Origin of the sequence: Vibrio sp. ZF 223 (assembly GCF_003050585.1) — a bacterium.
GTDB classification, from domain to species: domain Bacteria; phylum Pseudomonadota; class Gammaproteobacteria; order Enterobacterales; family Vibrionaceae; genus Vibrio; species Vibrio crassostreae.
Genome location: NZ_PIGB01000004.1, coordinates 105,268 through 126,635, shown reverse-complemented (window position 1 = coordinate 126,635; position 21,368 = coordinate 105,268). Strand labels below are relative to the sequence as shown.

The window sequence follows — 21,368 nt, the reverse complement described above, 5'->3', positions numbered from 1 at the left end:
AGTTGTTTTTCACCAAACGAAAATAACAAAAAGCCCCTTAACATTGAAAAATCAATATAGGGGCTTCGTCTATGTCTTGGCGAAGATCTTCCAAATCAACTAAAAAACAGCTAAGTCAATTTAGGTAATTGCTTTGAGTTAAACGCGACCTTGTAGAGGAATGATCGTCACTGTCTCGCCAACTTTCACGGTATCAACCGCTGGTGAGATTTCGATTAAACAGTTTGCTTCACTCATTGAACGCAGAATACCTGAACCTTGCTTACCTGTCGTTTTCACTTCAAGCACACCTGATTCATTCATCGAGAACACACCACGACTGAATTCAGTACGCCCTTGACGTGAGCGGAGTTTTTCAGTCGCTACTGCATTTGCTTTCACTGGCGTCCAATTTGTTTGACCTTGAAGCTTGCGGATCGCTGGCTCAACAAAGTTAATGAACGACACCATTACTGCAACTGGGTTACCCGGCAGCCCAAAGAAAGGTTTGTTTTCGATTTTACCGTAAGCCAATGGGCGACCTGGGCGCATGTTGATACGCCAAAAGTTGATTTCACCCAGCTTATCTAACGCAAGCTTGATGTAATCCGCATCACCAACAGACACACCACCAGAAGTCAGAACCATATCGGTTTCAAGCGACGCAGAGTGCAGCACATTCATCATCTTTTGTTCGTCATCTTCAATGATGCCGTAATCGACGATGTCACAGCCAAGCTTTTGAAGCATGCCGATAATAGTAAAACGGTTCGAATCGTAGATAGAGTTTGGTTTTTGCTCGCTACCCGGAGCTTGAACTTCATCACCCGTAGAGAACACGCCCACTTTCACTTTACGCAGAACAGGGCAGGTACCAAAACCTAACGATGCCATCATGCCCATTTCTGGCGCTTCGATTCGTGTGCCTCGCGTAAAGACAGGTTGGCCAATTTCTAGATCTTCACCCGCCATACGGACATTTTGTCCAACCGAGATTTTCGCGTCAGGGAAGCTAACCTTGTCACCTTCCTGAACAGCTTGCTCACGCATCACAACAACATCAACGCCTTCTGGCATTGGCGCACCTGTCATGATCTTAACGGCTTCACCTTGTTGAACGATTTTGCCGTAGCTATGTCCAGCCATGACTTCAGCAACAACGCGGTAGCTATCTAGATCTAAATCTTCACTACGAATGGCGTAGCCGTCCATTGCAGAGTTAGTGTTCTGAGGCACGTTGATTGGCGAGATAACATCTTCAGCCAGAACACGGCCATAGCCTTGCTCTAAGGAAACAGATTCCGTCAAATCTAGAGCATCAATGCTATCAACAATTTTTTGCTGACCTTGAGTAACCGTTAGGCCGGCTGGAGAGAAAGAGTCGCAACACACAACTGGCGTGTTGTCTTTTGAAGATGCACATGAAGCGACTTTATCTTTTTTCGAAGTAGAGTCGAACGATTGAGCGTATTCAATGATGAAATCACGAATTGCTTCTAAGTCGCTGATCGCCATTTGCGGCAGGTCAGATTCAACTTTGCTGTCTGCGGCGATAGCAATAATGTTGTCATCGTTTGGATAAAGCCAAGGTTTACCCACTTCGTCGCGGTGAAGCTCAATCTTAGGGAAGGCGATGTTCTTGCAGCCTTCAACCAGAATTAAGTCCAACGTGTTGGTATTGAAACGTGTAAGCAGGTAATCAAAGTCCGCTTCGGCTTCTGGCGTTTCTGTCATCATGACATGACGGTTACGAGAGCTAATCAACATTTGATTCGCGCCTGCTTTGCGTAGGCGGTAGCTGTCTTTACCCGGCTTATCGACATCGAAATCGTGGTGAGCGTGTTTAAGAACGCCAACTTTTAAACCTGCGTCGGTTAACAAAGGTAACAAGGCTTCAAGTACGGTCGTTTTGCCTGTACCGCTATAAGCAGCAAAGCCCAATAGAGGAAGGTTAGGGCGTTGTTTTGAATCTTTCATTATTGAAGCGTTCCGAATTGGGTGAGTTCTTCTGGCGTGTTGAGATTGACAAAGCAGTTAGGAGAATCGCTAAAATCAACGTATTCGGTAACACACTCTTTGTATAGCAAGATGATTTTACGATCACCACGTTCTAAAAACGCTTCTAACTTTGGCAGAACACGTTTGTGGAATAGGGTGAATACAGGTTGCTTAAATTCGCCATCATGAGCGACAAGAATGTCACTGTCTTCTTTAACCGCAGAACAAAAGCGCTCAACAAGGTCGTCACTGATTTGTGGGCTGTCGCAAGGAACAAAGCCAACCCAGTCGGTGCTAGCGTTTTTAAGGCCTGCATGTATGCCACCCAGCGGACCTGGGTAGTCAGGGAAAAAATCGGAAACAACCGGAGCAAATGCTTGGTAACTGTCTAAGTTACGATTGGCATTGATAGTGATGCTGACATCTTGTTGTGACAGCTTGTTTATAACATATTGAATAAGCGGAGAACCGTTGAGCTCAACGAGTCCTTTATCTTTTCCGCCCATACGGCTGGCCTGTCCGCCAGCCAAAATAACCCAACTAGTTTGCGTTGGAAGCAGCATAAATATTCTCTTGTGCTTTATCTTTCTGAATAACTTGCAGAAGCGGGGATTCGGTCAAAGTATTGTCTTTAATCCACCACTGCTTCTTACATAAATCGGTTAACGCGTTAGTTTGGTGACTGGTGATGACTAAACTCGCGCCTCTCTGAAGAAGATCTTCGGCCATAATCACCAATCTTTCAATAGATTCTTTGTCTAAAGAAGCACTTGGTTCATCCATAAGCAAGATTGAAGGCTTAAGAATCCAAGCTCGAGCCATTGCTACGCGTTGACGCTCCCCCCCAGACAACACTGAGATGTGCTCATCTGCCAGGGTTTCTAAACCTACCATTCTCAATGCATTAATTATTTGAGCTCGCTTATCTTTTTGGCTCTCTTTGTTAAAGCGAATGCCATAAGCGACATTTTGGTACACCGAGCCATCAAAAAGATAGGGGGTTTGATGCAAGTAGATGATGTCTTTGAACTTGAGCCGTGGAAATAATTTCTGCTGCCAGCTCTGTGTTGGGGACTGAATGCGGCCAGAACTTGGCTGAATTAATCCAGACAAGATTTTTAGTAGGGTCGTTTTACCAACACCATTGTCTCCTTTGAGATAAATGGCATCGTTGGGGCCGATCGACAATTCGGGAATGTGGAACAAAACACGCTCTTTGTAGCGCATTGAAATTTGCTGCGTTGTTATTTTTATACTCATGACAGCGTTCCTAAGTTCTTAAATAGCCTTTTCCTCTCACACTGGAAAGGAAAAAGTTGAGGGCCAATGCCAATGCTAATAACACCATACCGAGGGCAACACCTTGAGCGAATGCGCCTTTGTGGCTTTCCATAGCGATAGCCGTTGGGATGTTTCTTGTCATCCCCATAATGTTGCCACCGACCATCATTGAACAACCGACCTCAGTAACGATACGAGAGAAGGCTGCAATGGTTGCGGCCAATAGAGGAAAACGTGTTTCCCAAATCAAGGTACACGCCACACGTGTCGTTGATACACCAAGCGTACGCGCTGTTTCTACTGCTCGGCGATCACTGGCCTGCAGAGCACCGTGCATCATCGCGACTAGGATAGGGAAACAGATCAGCATCTGACCTAAAATCATCGCCTTCTGGGTAAACAGCAATTGCCAATCACCTAGCGGGCCAGAGCGAGAAAGCATCATGTACATCAACAAACCAATAACCACAGTAGGGATCGCTTGCAGGGTATTGATCACCGAAAGCAGAGCCCACTTTCCGGGGAACTCGGTATAAGCCAATAAGAAAGCCATAAGGATTGCAGGAACAATCACTAATGAGATGGCGGACAAAGACACACTGAAGGATACCGCGACGATCTGCCACAATTCGTGGTCAAAGCTCACCAGTAGATTCATTGCATCAATCGTTGTTTGCCATAGGGTCATGAAGTATCTCGTGTGAATCGATAATAGGTTTTTATCGGTAATGACTGATGTTAATCATAGCTGACACAATATATTTGAGCCTGTATTGGCCAGCTATTGTTTTTAAGCGTGCTCATTAACTGAATTTAGTTAAGTGTAGTGTTTGTTGGTTTTGACGACATCTTCAACGCTACGCTTTAATTACAACCAACGACTTATTACTTAGAGCATACTATTCTGCGCTTGCAACAAACAGTTGTTTGCCGTGCAGTTTAAAGTCGTTAATCAGTTTCTGACCTTTAGGATTAACCAACCAATCACTGAATACTTTCGCTGCTTGGTAGTTAATGCTTGGGTAGCGCTCAGGGTTAACGAGAATCACTTGGTAAGGGTTGAAGAGGTTCTTATCACCTTGGAAAAGGATTTTAAGATCCAGTTTGTTTTGGTAAGCCAACCACGTACCACGGTCTGTCATGGTGTAGCCTTGCATTTCAGACGCCATGTTCAGAGTTGGGCCCATACCTTGACCAACACTGCGGTAGCCACCAAAGTTTGGTTCGATTTTAGTTTGCGCCCAAATACCCATCTCTTTCTTATGAGTACCAGAGTCGTCGCCACGAGACACAAACGTCACGTTATTAGTCGCGATCGCTTTGAACACATCTGCCACTGCTTTTTGAGATTCAATTTTTGCAGGGTCGCTTTGTGGGCCAACGATGACAAAGTCGTTATACATCAGCTTACGAGGTAAAACGCCGTAACCTTTTTCTACGAAATTCGCTTCAGCCTTTGGTGCATGAGTCATCACCAAATCAACGTCACCATTTTCACCCATGCGAAGTGATTTACCTGTACCCGCAGCCAGAACATCTACTTTGATGCCAGAATCTTTTTCGAACTCAGGCAGTAGGTAGTCCAGTAAACCAGAGTGATAAGTGCTTGTGGTTGTCGCCAACTTGATATGAGTGGTGTCTTCCGCACTGCTAGCCGTGTAACTGACGATAGATAGAGCTGCAATAGTTAAGGGAATTGCTTTCATTATTATTATGTCCATTCTGTTATAAATGAATGACATGCCTTCAGATTTAAAGGGCTCGAAGAAGGTCATGTGCATAAGACGCTAATTGTTGTAATTAGAAATCTACACCTTACAAGCAATCTTAATGCCAATAAATCATGCATCAGATCTCATTAAATTGCTGTTATTTCGGACAAAACTGCGCCATTTACCCCGTTAAAATGAATCAAAACATGAGCTAGGACAAAATGTCGCACATTGTCCCTGTTGGACAAAAGGTTAATTGGTACACTCTGTCCCAACTTTCCTCACCGGCTAATCATTATGTCTTTACCTAGTTCATCTGCATCCAATCTCAACCCGAACACATTGACTCAGTATCAGGCGTTTTCCGTTTTGGTCGTCGATGATGAGTTGGGTATGCAGGCTATCTTAAAGAAAGCACTAGGTAAGTTCTTTGGCAAGGTGTCGAGTGCAGGGTCGGTTGAAGAGGCTGAAACGCTGCGTTCGAGTGAACATTTTGATCTGATTGTCCTTGATATCAACTTACCAGGTCGCTCTGGTATTGAGTGGGAAGAGGCGTTTAACGACAACGACAAACGCGCCGATGTGATTTTCATGACGGGTTATGCCGATCTAGAGATGACCATATCTGCACTTAAGCTTGGTGCTTCAGATTTTATTCTTAAGCCCTTCAACCTAGAACAGATGATACAAGCCGTTCTGCGTTGTATGGACAAGCGGCTTGACCAAAGAATGCAGTACGCGTTGAAGCGTGATGTTAGCCGTCATATCAAGACCGAATTGATCGGCAATTCAGACAAAACCAAACAGCTTAAACTGCTTATCAGTCAATTTGCACCATCTCGAGCTTCCGTTTTGATAGAAGGCGAGTCGGGTACAGGTAAAGAGTTGGTTGCGCGTGGTGTACATGAAGCCAGTAAACGTACTGGACCATTTGTGCCAATTAACTGTGGCGCGATTGCTCCAGAGCTTCTAGAAAGTGAACTGTTTGGACACACCTCTGGCGCATTTACCGGTGCGAAGAAAAACCGTGAAGGCCTTTTCCGAGTCGCAAGTGGTGGCACCTTGTTCCTTGATGAAATCGGTGAAATGCCGCTGCCAATGCAGGCAGCGCTACTACGTGTGTTAGAACAAAGAACCATTCGTCCTGTTGGTAGTGAGAAAGAGATCTCTGTGGATGTACGCGTTGTAGCGGCGACCAACCGAAACCTTCAGGAAGAGGTCGATAAAGGGCACTTCCGTCGCGATCTATTCTACCGACTTAATGTACTTAAGATTGATGTAGTGCCATTGAGAGAGCGTCCATCAGATTTAATTGAGCTTGTTCCATATTTTACTCGTCTTTTATCAAGTGAGCTTGGGATGCCTGTTCCAAATTGGGCACATGAAGATATATTGGCCATGAACGAATACGAATGGCCAGGGAATATTCGTGAGCTTAAAAACTTAGTCGAACGATGCATTCTTTTAGACAAGCCACCAGCACACTACTGGCGCGAGATTAATGGCGATCCTGTACCGGCTAATATTTCAGTGACGGTGTCACATGGAGCAGAAATGCCAAACTTGAATAATGCAGATGTTGCCGAGGGTTACCCAAACACTTGGACACTCAAAGAAGTGGAAAAATCTCATATAGAACAGCTTGTTAGTTTCCATGATGGTAATAAGTCGGCTGCTGCGAGAGATCTTGGCGTGGCACGTAAAACGCTAGAGCGTAAATACAAAGATTGGAACACAGAAGGCTCTGAATATGCCGATTAGACGTCATTGGTGGTCAAAGTGGACGTTCCGATTCAAAACCATGGTGCGTTACCGCTTATTGTTCCTAACATCTGCTCCGATCATTCTGACTTTATGTGCACTTGTAGCTATCACATTGTATTGGTCTGTTCATTACACGTGGCAGGGCGCTTTGATTGATGTCGATGAGCGTTTAGATGTTGCCGACAACAGTATCCACCTAATTCAAAATCAGCAAGCATACAACGTTCGAGCGTTTGCCGAGTCTTATAACTTTCAAACCAAACTGGCGAGCGATCTTTCACACGAAGAGCTAACGAGATGGGTGTCTGAAAACAAATCTCGTTATGAACTCGACTTTCTACGCTGGCGCAGTGTCGAGAGTATGGCTAAGAAACTCGAATATCTAAATTTGACTCACAAGTCTTCGTTTTTCAGCGTGTTAAGCCGTAACGAACTCAACTACCTCGATAGTGACCTCGCTAAAAAAGCGGAAGTTCCGATGCTCAATGGGCAAGAAGTTGAGACTCGCGGACTGGTAAGCCGAACCGTTGTATCCATAAAAGATGAACGTGATCATGTGATTGGTTTTCTAGATGGCGGGATCTTACTTAATAACAGTACTCAACTAGTCGACCAAATTAGTAATCTTATCTACCCAAAAAGAGAAGGCTTTAATCGTCATATAGGCACGGTCACGGTCTTCCTCGATGACCTTCGCGTCAGTACCAATGTACCTTTAAGCAGTGAAGAACAAGCTGGGCGCGCAATTGGTACTCGTGTTTCTAATGAGGTTCACTCAAAAGTTTTAAATGAAGGTAAAGAGTGGCTAGATCGAGCGTATGTTTACGATGCTTGGTACATCACGGCTTATCAACCAATCCATGACCAGTTCGATAACGTGATTGGTATGCTTTACACCGGTTATTTGATTTGGCCGCTGATAGAAACGTACCTGACCAACCTTGGTGAAATTAGCATTACCATTGTGTTGCTGTTATTGGTATCAGGTTTGATCGTTCACCGTGGTGCGCGTGATCTTTTCAATCCAATAGAACGCATCCACAAGGTCGTCAAGCTAGTCCAGATGGGGCAAGACAAGCGCATTGGCACGTTAGGTTTGGATGATCAACACGAACTTACACTGCTCGCTAAACAGTTCGACAAGATGCTAGATTTGCTCCACGAACGTAATCAAGAGATTCAACAAGCTGCGTCTGAACTTGAATGTAAGGTTCACTCTCGTACCGCGAGTTTAAAAGAGAAAACTGAAGAGCTCGAATTGCACATCAAACTACTTAATCAAGCCAGAGATAAGCTGGTGGTCAATGAGAAATTAGCCGCATTAGGTGAATTAACGGCAGGCATTGCTCATGAGATCAATAACCCAACTGCAGTGATTCTTGGCAATGTAGAATTGATGAAGTTTGAACTAGGCGATGACGTGAGCCGTGTAGACGAAGAAGTCCACGCCATCATGGAGCAGATAGACCGAATTCGAAACATAACGCGAAGCCTGCTTCAATACAGCCGTCACGGCGGCGTGCAAGATGAAATTACGTGGCAACATATCAATCCAATTGTCGATGAAAGTATTACGCTCGTAAAAACAGGGGCGAAAAAGAAAGGCATTGTGTATGTCTCAAAATTGAATGCTAAAACCTCGGTCGAAGTGAACCGCAACCAATTGCTACAGATTCTGGTTAACCTACAAATGAACGCGATTCATGCGATGGAAGGACAGGGCACATTGACGATCTCAAGTGAAGACTGGATAGAGAATGGCGTGTCTCATGGGGCGATTGTTCATGTGGAAGATGAAGGTTGCGGTATCAAGGAAGAGCAGCTGAAACGCATTTTCTCGCCTTTCTACACGACCAAGCGAGATGGTACAGGCTTAGGCTTATCCGTTTCTCAAAGTATCTTGAGCCAAACGGGCGGTGAGATACGTGTTGAATCCGAAGTAGGTAAAGGAAGTCGATTTAGTATCTACCTTCAACAAAAAGCCACGCCTCAATTGCTAGTATCAAATCTATAAGCTCTAACAGCCAATTCACCGATATTATCACCCGATAATATTTCTAACGCGCTTGGGCTATTACACGAACGTTTTAGCCCAAGCACGAAGATTCCGCACTACTAATCTATCGCCAGCCAAATCTCAACCTCCGCCTGTTTGACGTATACCTCTTTTTAGTTATGTAACAAGGTGTATATATTTCGATCTTGATGCATATCATCTGAACTGTACGAATTTTTGATAACTTGGTCGAAAATCCATAATCAAAACAAATAATAAAGTCAGTCAGCTATGAAATTAAGTAACTTATCTATCAAATCAAAACTCGTCTCGATCGTCATTTTATCGGTTGCTCTATTGGTAATGGCGTCCACTTTCAATCTAATGCAGCAGCGCGCTAGTTCGATGGAAGAGCGGCAAGATAAACTCAGCGCTCAAGTTGAAACCGCGGTAAGTTTGGCAAACTACTATTACAGCCAACGCAGTGTGCTGGGTGAAGAGGTCGCAAAGGATCGTGCGCTACAAGCCATCAAAACGCTTCGTTATGACAACACTAATTACTTCTGGATTCTAAACCAGCAGCTCAACATCATTAGTCATCCGTTAAAACCAGAGCTTGATGGCACTAATGCCGGAAACCTTAGAGATGGAGCAGGTAAGCATCACTGGCGCGAGATGGTCACCATTTCTCGCACTCCTGAAGAGAAAGGCTTTCTTGATTACCAATGGATGAGCCCGCAAGGTGAACTCAAAGACAAGATCTCATACGTTCAGTTGTTTCCAGAATGGAACTGGGTGATTGGCTCTGGAATCTTAGTCGCGGATATCCAAGAGGCGTTCTATGCCTTAGCTATTAAGGAAGGGATGGTAGCGGTTGTTTTATCTGGCTTACTGTTCGCTATGGGTTACGCGATTTCCAACAACATCCTTGTGCCACTGAATAAGCTTATCGATAACACCCATAAGATTGCCGATGGCGACCTTCGTGTGCGCATGAACATGACTCGTAAAGATGAGCTTGGTGATATGAGCCACCAGATAGATACCATGCTCGATAAACTACAAACGACGCTTCGGACTGCCAATGAGTCAGCGGACTTATCGAGCAACATGGCAAGTCACATCGCGCAAGCCAGTGAAGAGGCCGCAACCAGTGTTAATTCTCAACATGCGCAGTTAGAATTACTGTCTACTGCGATGACTGAAATGAGTGCGACCATCTCAGATGTTGCAGTGAATGCAGAGAACACGGCCGCTAGTACTAATAGGGTGGTCGATCATGCACACCAGAACGATCAAAACATGCAGGTAACCTCGACAACCATCTCTCAGGTTTCGGATAACATTTCAACCGCGAACAACTTAGTTAGAGATCTGCAATCAGGAGTTACTGAAATAAGCCAAGTTGTCGGTGTGATTCGTGATGTATCAGAACAAACGAACTTGTTAGCGCTTAATGCGGCAATAGAAGCAGCTCGAGCGGGAGAGCAAGGCAGAGGATTTGCAGTTGTGGCAGATGAAGTACGTAATCTAGCGAGCAGAACTCAGAACTCGACCAACGAAGTGCAATCAACCATTGAAAAGCTTACTCAACAGGCCGAGCGTACCTTTAAAGCGATGCAAAGCAGTAACGAGAAGGTTGATCACAGCGTTGTCGCGTCTAACGAAACTCGCCAGCAACTCGATGTGATTGTGAATGAGCTGCATAACGCCAACGACATGGTCGCACAGATCGCCGCAGCCTCAGAGCAGCAAAGCACGGTAGCCACTGAAATGAGTGAAAGTGTCACTGGGATTCATCTCGCTGCAAATGAGGTACTGCAGGCCTCACAATCGCTTGCAGAAGACAGTCAGAAAATGGCCAATACCACAGAGCATCTAACAGAACAGTTGAAGTACTTTAAGGTATAAACTCAAAAGCACTTAGCGTTAACACAGATAACACCACATAAAAAAACACCTCCGTACTCGAGATAAGTTCGGAGGTGTTTTCGTTTGTCGCTGACTAGGAGATTAATTTACTCTCCTAGCGTTAGACCAAGTTCGATTAATGCGCTGCCACTGAAATCTTCGGTGGGTTGATGTTGTGCTTCTTAAACTCTTTCATCACACGCAGGGTAATATCGGTTTCAAACAACTTCTCATACGCGGTGTCCACCACATAAGCCTTACACGTCAACTGTATCGCAAGGTAGTTATCGGTAATCGTCTGTTTCACCAAAACCGTGACAGGCTTCGGTAAGTGGATGTAACGACTCGAAGACGCAGCTTCTTGAATTAAGTCACGGGCTAGGGTGATGTCTTCATTCATGCCGACGTAGAACGGAATCACCACCTGCATGTCCAACGCACCGTAGTTACCACTGGTCGTCACTTCATTTAAGAACTTGTTATTCGGAATGGTAATGATGTCGTCATTCAATGTTCTCATTCGTACCGAACGCAAACCGATAGTGATAATGTCGCCATAGTTACCCTCAAACGTGACGCGGTCACCAACTTGAAAGGGTCTATCAATCATCACCGTGATACCGGCGATGAATGAAGCAGCCAAGTCTTTAAGCGCAAAGCCTACCGACACGGCGAGGGTGCCACCAATCAAGGCCAGTATTTGGTCGTTGATTCTAAAGCTCATCATGAACACGATAAGACCGGTGCTCACATAGATGAAGAATTGAGTAAACGACTGCAGTTTTTGTAGTAGCATTCGATATTGCACGAACTGACTACCAAAGCTAGTCACTAACGAGTTGATGAACTTAAGCAGCAACCACATCGCAGCGATAACGATCATGGAGAAGAACACGCCGCTCCATCGCACAAGGCTCGCTATTTTAGAGATGTTTTCTACGTTAGCTAACTCTTCCGTCGCAAAGGTCGGGAAACTGACAGCACTTGCCAAGCCAACAAATAGCAGGATAAATATCTTCTTCATTTTACTTCACCAGTAGATGTTGACGGTCGAGAACGTTCGTAATATGGCGGAACCAGTGCTCAGAAATTCGAGCCTTTTCTTCATGCCAACCAATATAACCACGGCTTTCAAAGTAACGCAGAATCCCCGTTATCTCTGCCGTGCTCAGCTGTGTACATTCAGACAACACTTCCGGAGAAGCGATTTCCAGTTGAACGATAGAGCGAAGTACAGCCAGCATAGGTTTCGGCATATTTTCCAGCTCCTGGGCTTCAGGAACATGGAACAGACGCACCACTGCTTGATCTGTCTCTTTATTTCGGTTCAAAGAGAGTCGGAAGAAACGCAGCGCAACGGTAGGGTTGCCATCAGAATAGTGCCACAAAATTCGATAGAAACCTTGGCGTGCACGTTCTTCTTCACTCATATCATCTTGGTCCCATTGCTTAGGGACTACTAAACCATCAAAAGACAACGGCTTCTCAAGCTCCGTATTGATACGGCTATTTAGAAGTTCACCCACTTGTTTCTCTGTCCAACGCGGAAGGAAACACACCAAGTCAAACAGCAAACGTTCGCCACGCGCTCTATCCACAAATCGCCAGCTTGATTTGGCGATCGATATCACGACACGGTGGTTCTTTTTAGAACGACGCAGAAGGTTGGTCAAACGAATCAAATCAGACAGGCCACCGACCATTGGTTGCACCAGTCGTTGTGCGTTATCAATCGCGATAAGGTAAGTGGTATTGCTCTTACGAAGATGCGCTAATATTTGAATTTCAGTCGCTTCTTCGTCCAAGCCAATGCTCACGGCTAAATGCGCTAAAAGCTCTTGGTAACCCGCATAAGGGCAACTCACGTATACAGGCTCAGCGTTAGAGACTTTGTGCAGTAAGGTATATAGCAGCGTTGTCGCGCCGACACCACGTTCGCCAGACACAATACAGATAGCCGGGCTGTCTGACATTAAGTAGCGTGATAACTGCTTAATTTCATCTCCCGCGTAATCTATCAACGTACTGTCGATATTACCCGGAAGAATGTATTCATAGGTTTGATCGCCTTTGATTCGAACCAAGTTTTGCTGATTCTTATCAAGGTCAGACTGTTTAGCAACTTCAATTCTAAATAGATAAGCTAAGGCCTGGCTAAACAAAGTGTAATTGGATAGCAGGGCCATAATTCGATGTTGAAAGTTGTAAACACTCAACCACACGATGCCAATGGCCGTCGCCAATATATTAAGTAAGAAGGTATCCTTGCGGTTTACTGCCCAATTCACCCAAACCGGACGATCAGAGATGTGTTGCAACGTATCGAAGACCTTCGCTCTCCATAGTCTGAGAACTGAGATCGTGACCAGCACAAACCAAAAAAACAGAGCGCTGTAAATCCAGCTGTAAATCGTACCTTTGCCTAGCGTAATACTTGATATCTGGAGAATCACACCCGCAACGATGAAGCTCCACACGTAACGACGAATAGTCGATAGGCGTAGTGCTATCACTTCTTGATTTGATGTACGACCTAAACGGTAGGCAAATTCCAAAATAAAGCTGATGGCAATCGAACCACCTAGAATCCACCAAGTGAAGATCTCCAGGAAAATCAAATGTTGAAGACTAGGGATACTAGAAAGCACTCTCAATGACAATGTGATGGCAATTAGCCAAGCAATCGCACGATCAGCGCGGCTGATATACCAAATCACGCGAACCAGAAAAGGAGGGTTCGTTTTCGCTTCAAGAAAGTTAATTCGAAACAGTTCAATCAAGCGGGTGCTGTTGGCAAGCCACCACACTAAACCGAAGTAGATGAATAACACTTTTAGTGAGGCACCAATCACTGGCACTGGCGAAATAAAGATGTCTTTAACAAGCGCTTTAAAGCTACGAATTTGGAAATAAACAAGATACTCAATATTGAGTTTGGTCAATTCCCACTCTTGCTTAAACTGGGTCACACCATAGGGACCAAAACCGGTTAAACGCTCTTTGTTTGCAGAGTTGGTCTGCTCTAAAAGATGCTGTTTACTTACGTTCAAGCTATTCAGCGTGACGTAACTGGTTTGAACGGCAAACCATTGATCGGCATCGCTGTTATCTCTGTAAGCTTTTATCTGTTGCTCGAAGGTTTTGATTTCCTGCTTTTGAACTCGCAGAACTTCGGCAAGCAGAATATTGACTTGGCGTCTGTCCGACGGCTCCATAAAGAGAGGATCGGGTAACGAATCAATTCGATCATCGAGGTCAACAGCAGAATCGGATACCTGCGGCTGAGATTGTAAGTCATATTCCAAGTTGGCATGACTAGGCCAAGAGAGAATGGCCAAAGTGAGGATTAAGAAGCGCGATAGTGAACGCATAAAAGTCTCTTAGAATTATGAGGTTAGGATTACTATAGTTAGATAATCTGACTTTGTGAAATCCAACCCCGTATCGGGGGCGAGTACTTTATTCCTGTTTCGATCGATTTTGTCATGAAATTGTCAGGGATTAGGCTAGTCTTGGCTATGTCTGTTGCTGCTTTGATCAGGGTGGCTTTGACTGTGACCAATCAGCATACGATATATTCAATGGTTGGCATGATTTGGGACGTTATATACCACCCATTATGGGGCGCTGTTCGATATTTTGTTTTTCCTGAAAATCGACGGCTTTTCGGAGATAAATAGAAAATCAAAAATGTGAGTCAGCTCAAACTATGATTTGGCTAGGTTATCACTCACTTAATGGCCAGTAATTGCAATCAATACTTGCAGTTAAAGCCCTGAACAAGTAACGTTGCGACGTTTTTCACATTAAGAAGGTAATGGCATTGATCTCCACAGCAAATATCACCCAACAATTCGGCGCTAAGCCACTTTTCGAAAATATTTCAGTTAAGTTCGGCGAAGGCAACCGCTACGGTTTAATCGGCGCGAATGGCTGTGGTAAATCGACGTTCATGAAGATCCTATCTGGTGAACTTGAGCCAAGTGCTGGTAACGTAAGCTACGATCCTAACGAGCGCGTTGCTAAGCTAAACCAAGACCAATTTGCTTACGAAGAATTCACGGTAATCGACACGGTTATCATGGGTCACAAAGAGCTTTGGGCTATTAAGCAAGAGCGTGACCGCATTTACTCTTTGCTAGAAATGAGCGAAGAAGACGGCATGAAAGTAGCCGACCTTGAAGTTCAGTTCGCTGAAATGGACGGCTACATGGCAGAAGCGAAAGCGGGTGAGCTTCTTCTTGCTGTAGGTATTGAAGAATCAATGCACTTCGGTCTGATGAGCGAAGTAGCACCGGGTTGGAAGCTTCGTGTTCTATTGTCTCAAGTACTGTTTGCAGACCCGCATATCATGCTTCTTGACGAACCAACGAACAACCTGGATATGGACACCATCAAGTGGTTGGAAGATACGCTAAACCAACGTAACTGCACAATGATCATCATTTCGCACGACCGTCACTTCCTAAACTCTGTTTGTACACACATGGCTGACCTTGATTACGGCGAACTTCGTCTATTCCCAGGTAACTATGATGAGTACATGACGGCAGCGACTCAAGCTCGTGAGCGTCTATTGTCTGACAACGCTAAGAAGAAAGCACAAATTGCTGAACTTCAAACGTTCGTATCTCGTTTCTCTGCTAACGCATCGAAAGCGAAGCAAGCAACGTCTCGTGCTAAGCAGATCGATAAAATCCAACTAGACGAAGTTAAAGCGTCTAGCCGTCAAAACCCATTCATCCGTTTCGAACAGTCTAAAGAGCTATTCCGTAACGCACTTGTGGTTGAAAACCTATCTCAAGGTTTTGAAGAAGACCTATACAACAAGTTCGACGGTATCTTCGAAGTAGGTGAGCGTGTTGCTATCATCGGTGAAAACGGTGTAGGTAAAACAACACTACTTAACACACTAGCTGGCGCACTAGAGCCACGCACTGGTGAGTACAAGTGGTCTGAAAACTCAAACATCGGTTACTACGCTCAAGATCACGCACATGACTTCGAACAAGACATGAACCTGTTTGATTGGATGAGCCAATGGCGCCAAGAAGGCGAAGACGAGCAAGTTGTTCGTGGCTTCCTAGGTCGTATGCTATTTGGTCAAGACGACATTAAGAAATCTGTAAAGGTTATCTCTGGTGGTGAGCAAGGTCGTATGCTTCTTGGTAAGATCATGATGCATAAACCAAACATCCTTCTAATGGATGAGCCAACGAACCACATGGATATGGAATCTATCGAAGCGCTTAACCTGGCTCTTGAGAACTACAAAGGCACATTGTTCTTCGTATCTCACGACCGTGTATTCGTAGACTCGCTTGCAACTCGTATCCTTGAAATCAAAGATGGCAAGATCAACGATTTCCGCGGCACTTACGCTGAGTTCTTGAAAGCACGCGGCTAATACCGTGTAGTGAGAGCTGATACGTAATAACACGTTAGTACGTATTCAAAATTAGAAAGGCCTCTATCTTAGCAATCAGATAGAGGCCTTTTGTTTTTCCATACCACACGAATCAACTAGCTTGCGTTAATCGTTAATCGTTAATCGCTAATTACTAGTACTTAAACTGCGCGACAATCTTCTCTAGCTTCACACTCACACTCGAGACTTGTTCACTGCAACGTACCGACCCAGAAACCACAGTATAGGTGTCACTAGCAAGGTGAGCGATATCAGTAATGTTTCGGTCAATCTCAACAGAAACCATCGATTGCTCTTCAGACGCTGTTGAGATCTGGCTGTTTAAGTCGAACATCTCGCCAACTTGGAAGTGTATTCCTTCTATCGCATTCACCACGTCTTTGGTTTGGTTTTTCACCAACTCAGTTTGTTCTAAGCTTGCCGTCATCTTAGCGACGGTCTTGTCTATCCCAGTGGTTAAACCATGAATCGTGGATTCTATTTGATGAGTTGAATCGTTGGTCATTAGTGAAAGCTCTCGTACTTCGGATGCTACCACAGCGAAACCTCGTCCATGATCGCCAGCACGCGCCGCTTCAATCGCAGCATTAAGTGCCAATAGATTAGTTTGCTCAGCAATACCTTGAATGGTCGTCACCACCTGATTGATTTCACGGCTCTGTTCTTCAAGCTGAACGATGAGATCCTGAGACTCTGCAATGTTTTCTACTAAGACATTAATACTGTCGTTGGTTGATTGTGTCTTTTGTAGCGCTTGATGGGCATTTTCTTTGATCTTCTCGGCATTGGTTGCGGCATTTTCGATATTCGCCGTCACCTCATTACTCGTCATCACTAACTCGTTGACTGCCGTCGCTACCGATTCAGATTGCTGCTTTTGTTTCTCTGCATTGCTCATACTTTTAACTGCCGCTTCTTCAGAACTGCATGAACTGTCTGTCAGCACCGTCATCACGCCGGATAGCTCTTTGATGTTGCCGTGCAGTTTATTGATGAAGGTATCGAACGAGTGAGCAAGTTGAGCCAGTTCGTCGTTACCTTTGGCGTTCATTCTGACAGTTAAGTCTCCATCTCCATTTGCAATAGACTCCATCATCACGTTTATCGCTTTGATACGACCCAGGATGTTGCGACCGATGAACCCCAATAATAAAGAAAGCAGAGCGACGATAGCGGCACCAAACAGATGTAACATGTTTTGTGTGTTTTTAACTGCAGCTGTAATCGCTTGGCTTATCTCATTCTGCACTTCTTCAATGGCTTGTTCCGTTTGATGAACATTGCTACGTAAGGCGCCTCTAAGCCCCAACTCTGCAGACAAACCTAGATTGCTGTTAGCAACTAATAGAGTTTCAACCGCGGCCTTATATTCGGAATAGGCTTGTTCAGTCGCAATCGAAGTTTGGGAGTAGGGTTCAAACTCAACAAGAGCATTGGTTAACGCTGCATTCGTTTGGCTATTAATATGTGCGAGGTAATGGAAGTCTTTTTCGATCAACTCTAACAACGCAAGTTCCAGTGCCAAACTTGATTCTGATTCGATTGCTGATTTCAGCGCTGTTCTTTTTCCATCGAGGGTTGCGACAAAGCCTAAAGGTGGGGTTGTGCGTTCAATGTCGTTCACTTGATTGACGATCTGATGGAACTGTTTCTGGTACTGATGAAGGGTATCGGAGATTTTGGTCATTTGATCGGTAAGGTGAAGCTCGTGCGAGGTTAGAGTTTGGTTCAACGTCACCAATCTTTGATTCAATGTGTCGGCAGTTTTATCGAAACGCTCTGCGTATTTTTGATCGTGTCGAGACAAGAAGTCTTTCTCATGTCGCCTAAGCGTTAATAAATCGACTGAGCTTCTAAGGTTTTCGGTCGCAGCGAGCTCCAGTGATTCCAATTTGTTTAGGCTGAGCTGCTCGTAGATGGCATAGATAAAAACAGAAATAAACAGGGTGAGGTTGATTAAAATAAACTTACTGCGAATAGAAAGAGACAGCAAACGATGCTGAGGTTCCGATGGATTGTTCATGGTTAACTCCCTTTAAGCCAGTGACGTTGATATTCATATTTATTTTGTAATTAACAGATATATTAAAATGATGAATATGTAACTAATAGCCTATAGGGTTGTTAAAGCAAGGTCCGTTGATGGAGAAAGCTACTTAATCGATGATATGCACCAACTTAACTATTATTAACTTAGCCATTTGAGACGCCGACTTTGCTAGCGAAGACGGGGGTAAGCACGTGAGATTAGATGCGAAAAGAAAAAGTCCTCATTAACACTCATGTCAGCAATCTTTGAGATCACAGGCATCGCATTAAGTAAGGACTTTCAGTTATTTTAATTAGTTAGCTTACTATTTAGTTAACAGTTGCTACGCTCCGTTTTATCCGTTTTGATCATCGAGAAAATCGGTGTGCTCCAGCCATAGAGCATTAATGATTCCAAACGCGCAGGCTAGCAACACGCCAAGTACCCAACATAAATACCACATAGGTTATCCTCCTATTTCATCTTTAATTAATACAGTGACGAGCTGTTATCATGAATGTATTGACTGTCTAATCGACCGAACATTTTGTAGTAACACCAAATTGTGTAACCCAAAATAATTGGCACCACGATAACTGCCACAACCGAGATAATGCTCAGTGTTAACTCACTCGATGTTCCGTCCCACAGCGTTAAGCTATGCGATGGCATCAAGCTAGATGGCATGATCATTGGGAATAGAGCTACGCCCGCTGTCGTTATGATGCTTGCGATTGATAAGCTCGAAGAAGCAAAGGCTAAGCCAGCGCGGTTAAGTCGAGTCATCACTGCACAACTCAGCATTCCGATGATGCCTAGCGCAGGGATTCCCCAAAGTACCGGATAGTTTTCGTAGTTATGTAGCAGTAAGTCATCAAACTTCACTACATGTTTTAGCAATGGGTTTGAAACACCATCGGTCACAACTGGGCTAGTAATCAGGTAACCCGGAAGTGTATATGCGTATAGCCCACCAACAATAAACAGACCTACAGTCACAAGCGCCATACATACGATCACTTTCTGGGCACGTTGTTTTAAATCACCCGTCGTTTTCATCTGTAGGAATGCCGCGCCTTGCGTGACAACCATCGCCAAGCTCACCAAGCCACATAGTAGTGGGAAGGGCGTGAGTAGATCCCAGAAACCACCTTGGTATGACATCATTAGCAATTCGTTAAATTCAAACGGAACGCCAATCATCAAGTTACCGAAACCAACACCAAAGATAACCGGAGGAATGAAACCACTGACGATAAGCGCAATATCACAGGCTTTCTTCCATTTCGGGTTGTCGATCTTAGCGCGGTAATCCATACCGAGTGGTCTTAACCACAAGGTCGCCAACACTAAAATCATGGCTAAATAGAACCCAGAGAACGCAGCCGCGTAGATTGCAGGCCATATCGCGAAGATAGCGCCACCCGCCGTAACCAACCATACTTGGTTACCGTCCCAGTGAGGGGCGATCGAGTTGATCATGATTCGTCGATCAACTTCTGACTTTCCTAGAACAGGGAGCAACGCCGCAACGCCCATGTCGAATCCATCGGTAATGATAAAACCGATCAGCAACACGCCAATAACTGCCCATGTAAACAGGCGAAGATTTTCGTAATCAAACATCTGAATTCCTTAATGAAGATCGATAGATTTATCTAGCTGACGCGGTGCGCTTTGCTCACCTGTAATGGCTAGATCTTGGTTTGATTGCTCATGATGATAGCGACCCGTCTTCAGTGCGCTCGGGCTCATTTTTGCAAACTTAACCATCAGGAACATTTCTACAATTAAGAACGCGGTGTAGAACAAGTAAACCAGGCCGATAGAGATCCACAGACTTGAAGCGGGTAGATTAGAAGCCGCCATATTGACTGGAAGGATTTCGCCAATTGCCCAAGGCTGACGACCATACTCAGCGACAAACCAACCCGCTTCACAAGCAATCCAAGGAAGTGGGATCGCACATATTGTTGCTTTCAGTAACCAACGATTGGTACCAATCTTACGGCGACAAATTTGTACGAATGAAAGACCAATGATGGCAAACATCAAGACGCCACACACCACCATGATGCGGAAGCTCCAGAATAGAGGGGCTACCGTTGGGATTGTGTCTTTGGCTGCTTGTTTGATCTGTTGTTCTGTTGCATCCACCACGTTATCGCTGTATTTCTTAACCAGTAAGCCATAACCTAGGTCATGTTTAACCGATTCAAAATCATCGATATTTTGTTGTGATTTATCACCAGAGCGTAGTTTTTCTAATAGTCCATAAGCCAAGATACCGCTGCGCACACGTTCTTCATTTTTTGCTAATAGATCATGAATCCCGACGACTGGCGTATCCAAAGAACGCGTTGCGATAATACCCATCACGTATGGGATCTTAATCGCGTAGTCCGTCTCCATGGTTTCTTGGTTTGGGAACCCGAACAATGTAAATGATGCAGGGGCTTCTTCGGTGTGCCATTCAGCTTCGATAGCCGCTAGCTTCACCTGTTGAACGTCTCCCAACTCATAACCCGATTCATCACCTAGCATTACTGTCGATACAATCGCAGCCATACCAAAAGCACTTGCGACTGCAAATGAACGACGAGCGAACGGTAAATCACGCCCTTTAAGCATGTAGTAAGCACTGATACCCATAATAAATAGCGCGCCGGTTGTGTAACCCGCCGCAACGGTATGCACGAACTTCACTTGAGTCACAGGGTTGAAGATCACTTCGACAAAGTCTGTCATCTCCATACGCATGGTTTCGAAGTTAAACTCTGCGCCCACTGGGTTTTGCATCCAGCCATTGGCCATCAGAATCCACAGGCCAGAGAAGTTCGAACCCAAAGCCGTCAACCAAGTTACCGATAAGTGCTGACGCTTAGAGAGCTTGTCCCAACCGAAGAAGAACATACCGACTAAGGTTGATTCCAAGAAAAACGCAACAAGCGCTTCAATCGCCAGTGGGGCACCAAATATGTCGCCCACATAGTGCGAGTAATATGCCCAGTTGGTGCCGAACTGGAATTCCATGGTTAGGCCGGTAGCAACACCGACAGCAAAGTTAATACCAAACAATTTACCCCAGAACTTGGTCATGTCCTTGTAGATGGTTTTGTTGGTCATGACATACAGCGATTCCATCACTGCGAGTAAGAAGGAGAGACCTATAGTTAGGGGGACGAATATAAAGTGATAAAGAGCGGTACTTGCGAATTGAAACCGCGACAGATCAACGACATCTGTAAGCATAAAAACTCCTTCCCGCCA

The 21,368-nt window shown here is 44.8% G+C and carries 15 protein-coding genes; 4 read left to right on the top strand and 11 right to left on the bottom strand.

Features of this window, described 5'->3' with window-relative positions; genetic code table 11:
* Nucleotides 1–138: 138 nt before the first annotated feature.
* The 5 genes from CWO13_RS10315 to CWO13_RS10295 all read right to left on the bottom strand — a co-directional run bounded on the left by CWO13_RS10315 (nucleotide 139) and on the right by CWO13_RS10295 (nucleotide 4,964).
* Entirely contained in the window at nucleotides 139–1,956 is a 1,818-nt protein-coding gene (locus tag CWO13_RS10315) for a bifunctional molybdopterin-guanine dinucleotide biosynthesis adaptor protein MobB/molybdopterin molybdotransferase MoeA (protein WP_108082894.1), read from the bottom strand.
* Entirely contained in the window at nucleotides 1,956–2,540 is a 585-nt protein-coding gene (gene mobA / locus CWO13_RS10310) for a molybdenum cofactor guanylyltransferase MobA (RefSeq protein ID WP_108082893.1), read from the bottom strand. The genes CWO13_RS10315 and mobA overlap by 1 nt, the downstream gene beginning before the upstream one ends.
* Nucleotides 2,518–3,237, bottom strand: coding sequence for an energy-coupling factor ABC transporter ATP-binding protein (locus CWO13_RS10305; RefSeq protein WP_048611022.1), 720 nt, complete (start codon nucleotides 3,235–3,237; stop codon nucleotides 2,518–2,520). The genes mobA and CWO13_RS10305 overlap by 23 nt, the downstream gene beginning before the upstream one ends.
* 10 nt (nucleotides 3,238–3,247) lie before the next feature.
* Complete coding sequence (locus tag CWO13_RS10300) at nucleotides 3,248–3,946, bottom strand: ABC transporter permease (protein WP_009846742.1); 699 nt, start codon at nucleotides 3,944–3,946, stop codon at nucleotides 3,248–3,250.
* Nucleotides 3,947–4,157: 211 nt separating this feature from the next.
* Complete coding sequence (locus tag CWO13_RS10295) at nucleotides 4,158–4,964, bottom strand: substrate-binding domain-containing protein (RefSeq protein ID WP_017059611.1); 807 nt, start codon at nucleotides 4,962–4,964, stop codon at nucleotides 4,158–4,160.
* Nucleotides 4,965–5,267: 303 nt separating this feature from the next.
* Between CWO13_RS10295 and CWO13_RS10290 the strand changes: the two genes are divergently transcribed.
* From CWO13_RS10290 to CWO13_RS10280, 3 genes are all read left to right on the top strand, one after another.
* Nucleotides 5,268–6,731, top strand: coding sequence for a sigma-54-dependent transcriptional regulator (locus tag CWO13_RS10290; RefSeq protein WP_048665023.1), 1,464 nt, complete (start codon nucleotides 5,268–5,270; stop codon nucleotides 6,729–6,731).
* A complete protein-coding gene (locus CWO13_RS10285; RefSeq protein WP_057622404.1) occupies nucleotides 6,721–8,748 on the top strand; it encodes a sensor histidine kinase in 2,028 nt (675 codons plus the stop codon). Before CWO13_RS10290 ends, CWO13_RS10285 begins: the two co-directional genes overlap by 11 nt.
* Nucleotides 8,749–9,021: 273 nt before the next feature.
* Nucleotides 9,022–10,641 (top strand): methyl-accepting chemotaxis protein, encoded by a 1,620-nt coding sequence (locus tag CWO13_RS10280; RefSeq protein WP_108082892.1) that lies wholly within the window; start codon nucleotides 9,022–9,024, stop codon nucleotides 10,639–10,641.
* Nucleotides 10,642–10,777: 136 nt separating this feature from the next.
* Here CWO13_RS10280 and CWO13_RS10275 read toward each other — a convergent pair whose 3' ends face one another.
* Nucleotides 10,778–11,665 carry a mechanosensitive ion channel family protein gene (locus CWO13_RS10275; protein ID WP_108082891.1) on the bottom strand — a complete coding sequence of 296 codons (888 nt, stop codon included), beginning with the start codon at nucleotides 11,663–11,665 and terminating at the stop codon, nucleotides 10,778–10,780.
* 1 nt (nucleotide 11,666) lies between these two features.
* Nucleotides 11,667–14,012 (bottom strand): ATP-binding protein, encoded by a 2,346-nt coding sequence (locus CWO13_RS10270; protein WP_048658729.1) that lies wholly within the window; start codon nucleotides 14,010–14,012, stop codon nucleotides 11,667–11,669.
* 452 nt (nucleotides 14,013–14,464) lie between these two features.
* Between CWO13_RS10270 and CWO13_RS10260 the strand changes: the two genes are divergently transcribed.
* A complete protein-coding gene (locus CWO13_RS10260) occupies nucleotides 14,465–16,048 on the top strand; it encodes an ABC-F family ATPase (protein WP_108083005.1) in 1,584 nt (527 codons plus the stop codon).
* Between the two features lie 154 nt (nucleotides 16,049–16,202).
* Here CWO13_RS10260 and CWO13_RS10255 read toward each other — a convergent pair whose 3' ends face one another.
* The 4 genes from CWO13_RS10255 to CWO13_RS10240 all read right to left on the bottom strand — a co-directional run bounded on the left by CWO13_RS10255 (nucleotide 16,203) and on the right by CWO13_RS10240 (nucleotide 21,350).
* On the bottom strand, nucleotides 16,203–18,092 hold the full coding sequence (locus CWO13_RS10255) for a methyl-accepting chemotaxis protein (RefSeq protein WP_057622397.1): 1,890 nt from the start codon (nucleotides 18,090–18,092) through the stop codon (nucleotides 16,203–16,205).
* 361 nt (nucleotides 18,093–18,453) lie between these two features.
* Entirely contained in the window at nucleotides 18,454–18,561 is a 108-nt protein-coding gene (cydX, locus tag CWO13_RS10250) for a cytochrome bd-I oxidase subunit CydX (protein ID WP_102431939.1), read from the bottom strand.
* A 26-nt stretch (nucleotides 18,562–18,587) separates the two neighbouring features.
* Nucleotides 18,588–19,724 carry a cytochrome d ubiquinol oxidase subunit II gene (gene cydB / locus CWO13_RS10245; protein WP_108082890.1) on the bottom strand — a complete coding sequence of 379 codons (1,137 nt, stop codon included), beginning with the start codon at nucleotides 19,722–19,724 and terminating at the stop codon, nucleotides 18,588–18,590.
* Between the two features lie 9 nt (nucleotides 19,725–19,733).
* Entirely contained in the window at nucleotides 19,734–21,350 is a 1,617-nt protein-coding gene (locus CWO13_RS10240) for a cytochrome ubiquinol oxidase subunit I (protein ID WP_108082889.1), read from the bottom strand.
* Between the last annotated feature and the right edge of the window lie 18 nt (nucleotides 21,351–21,368).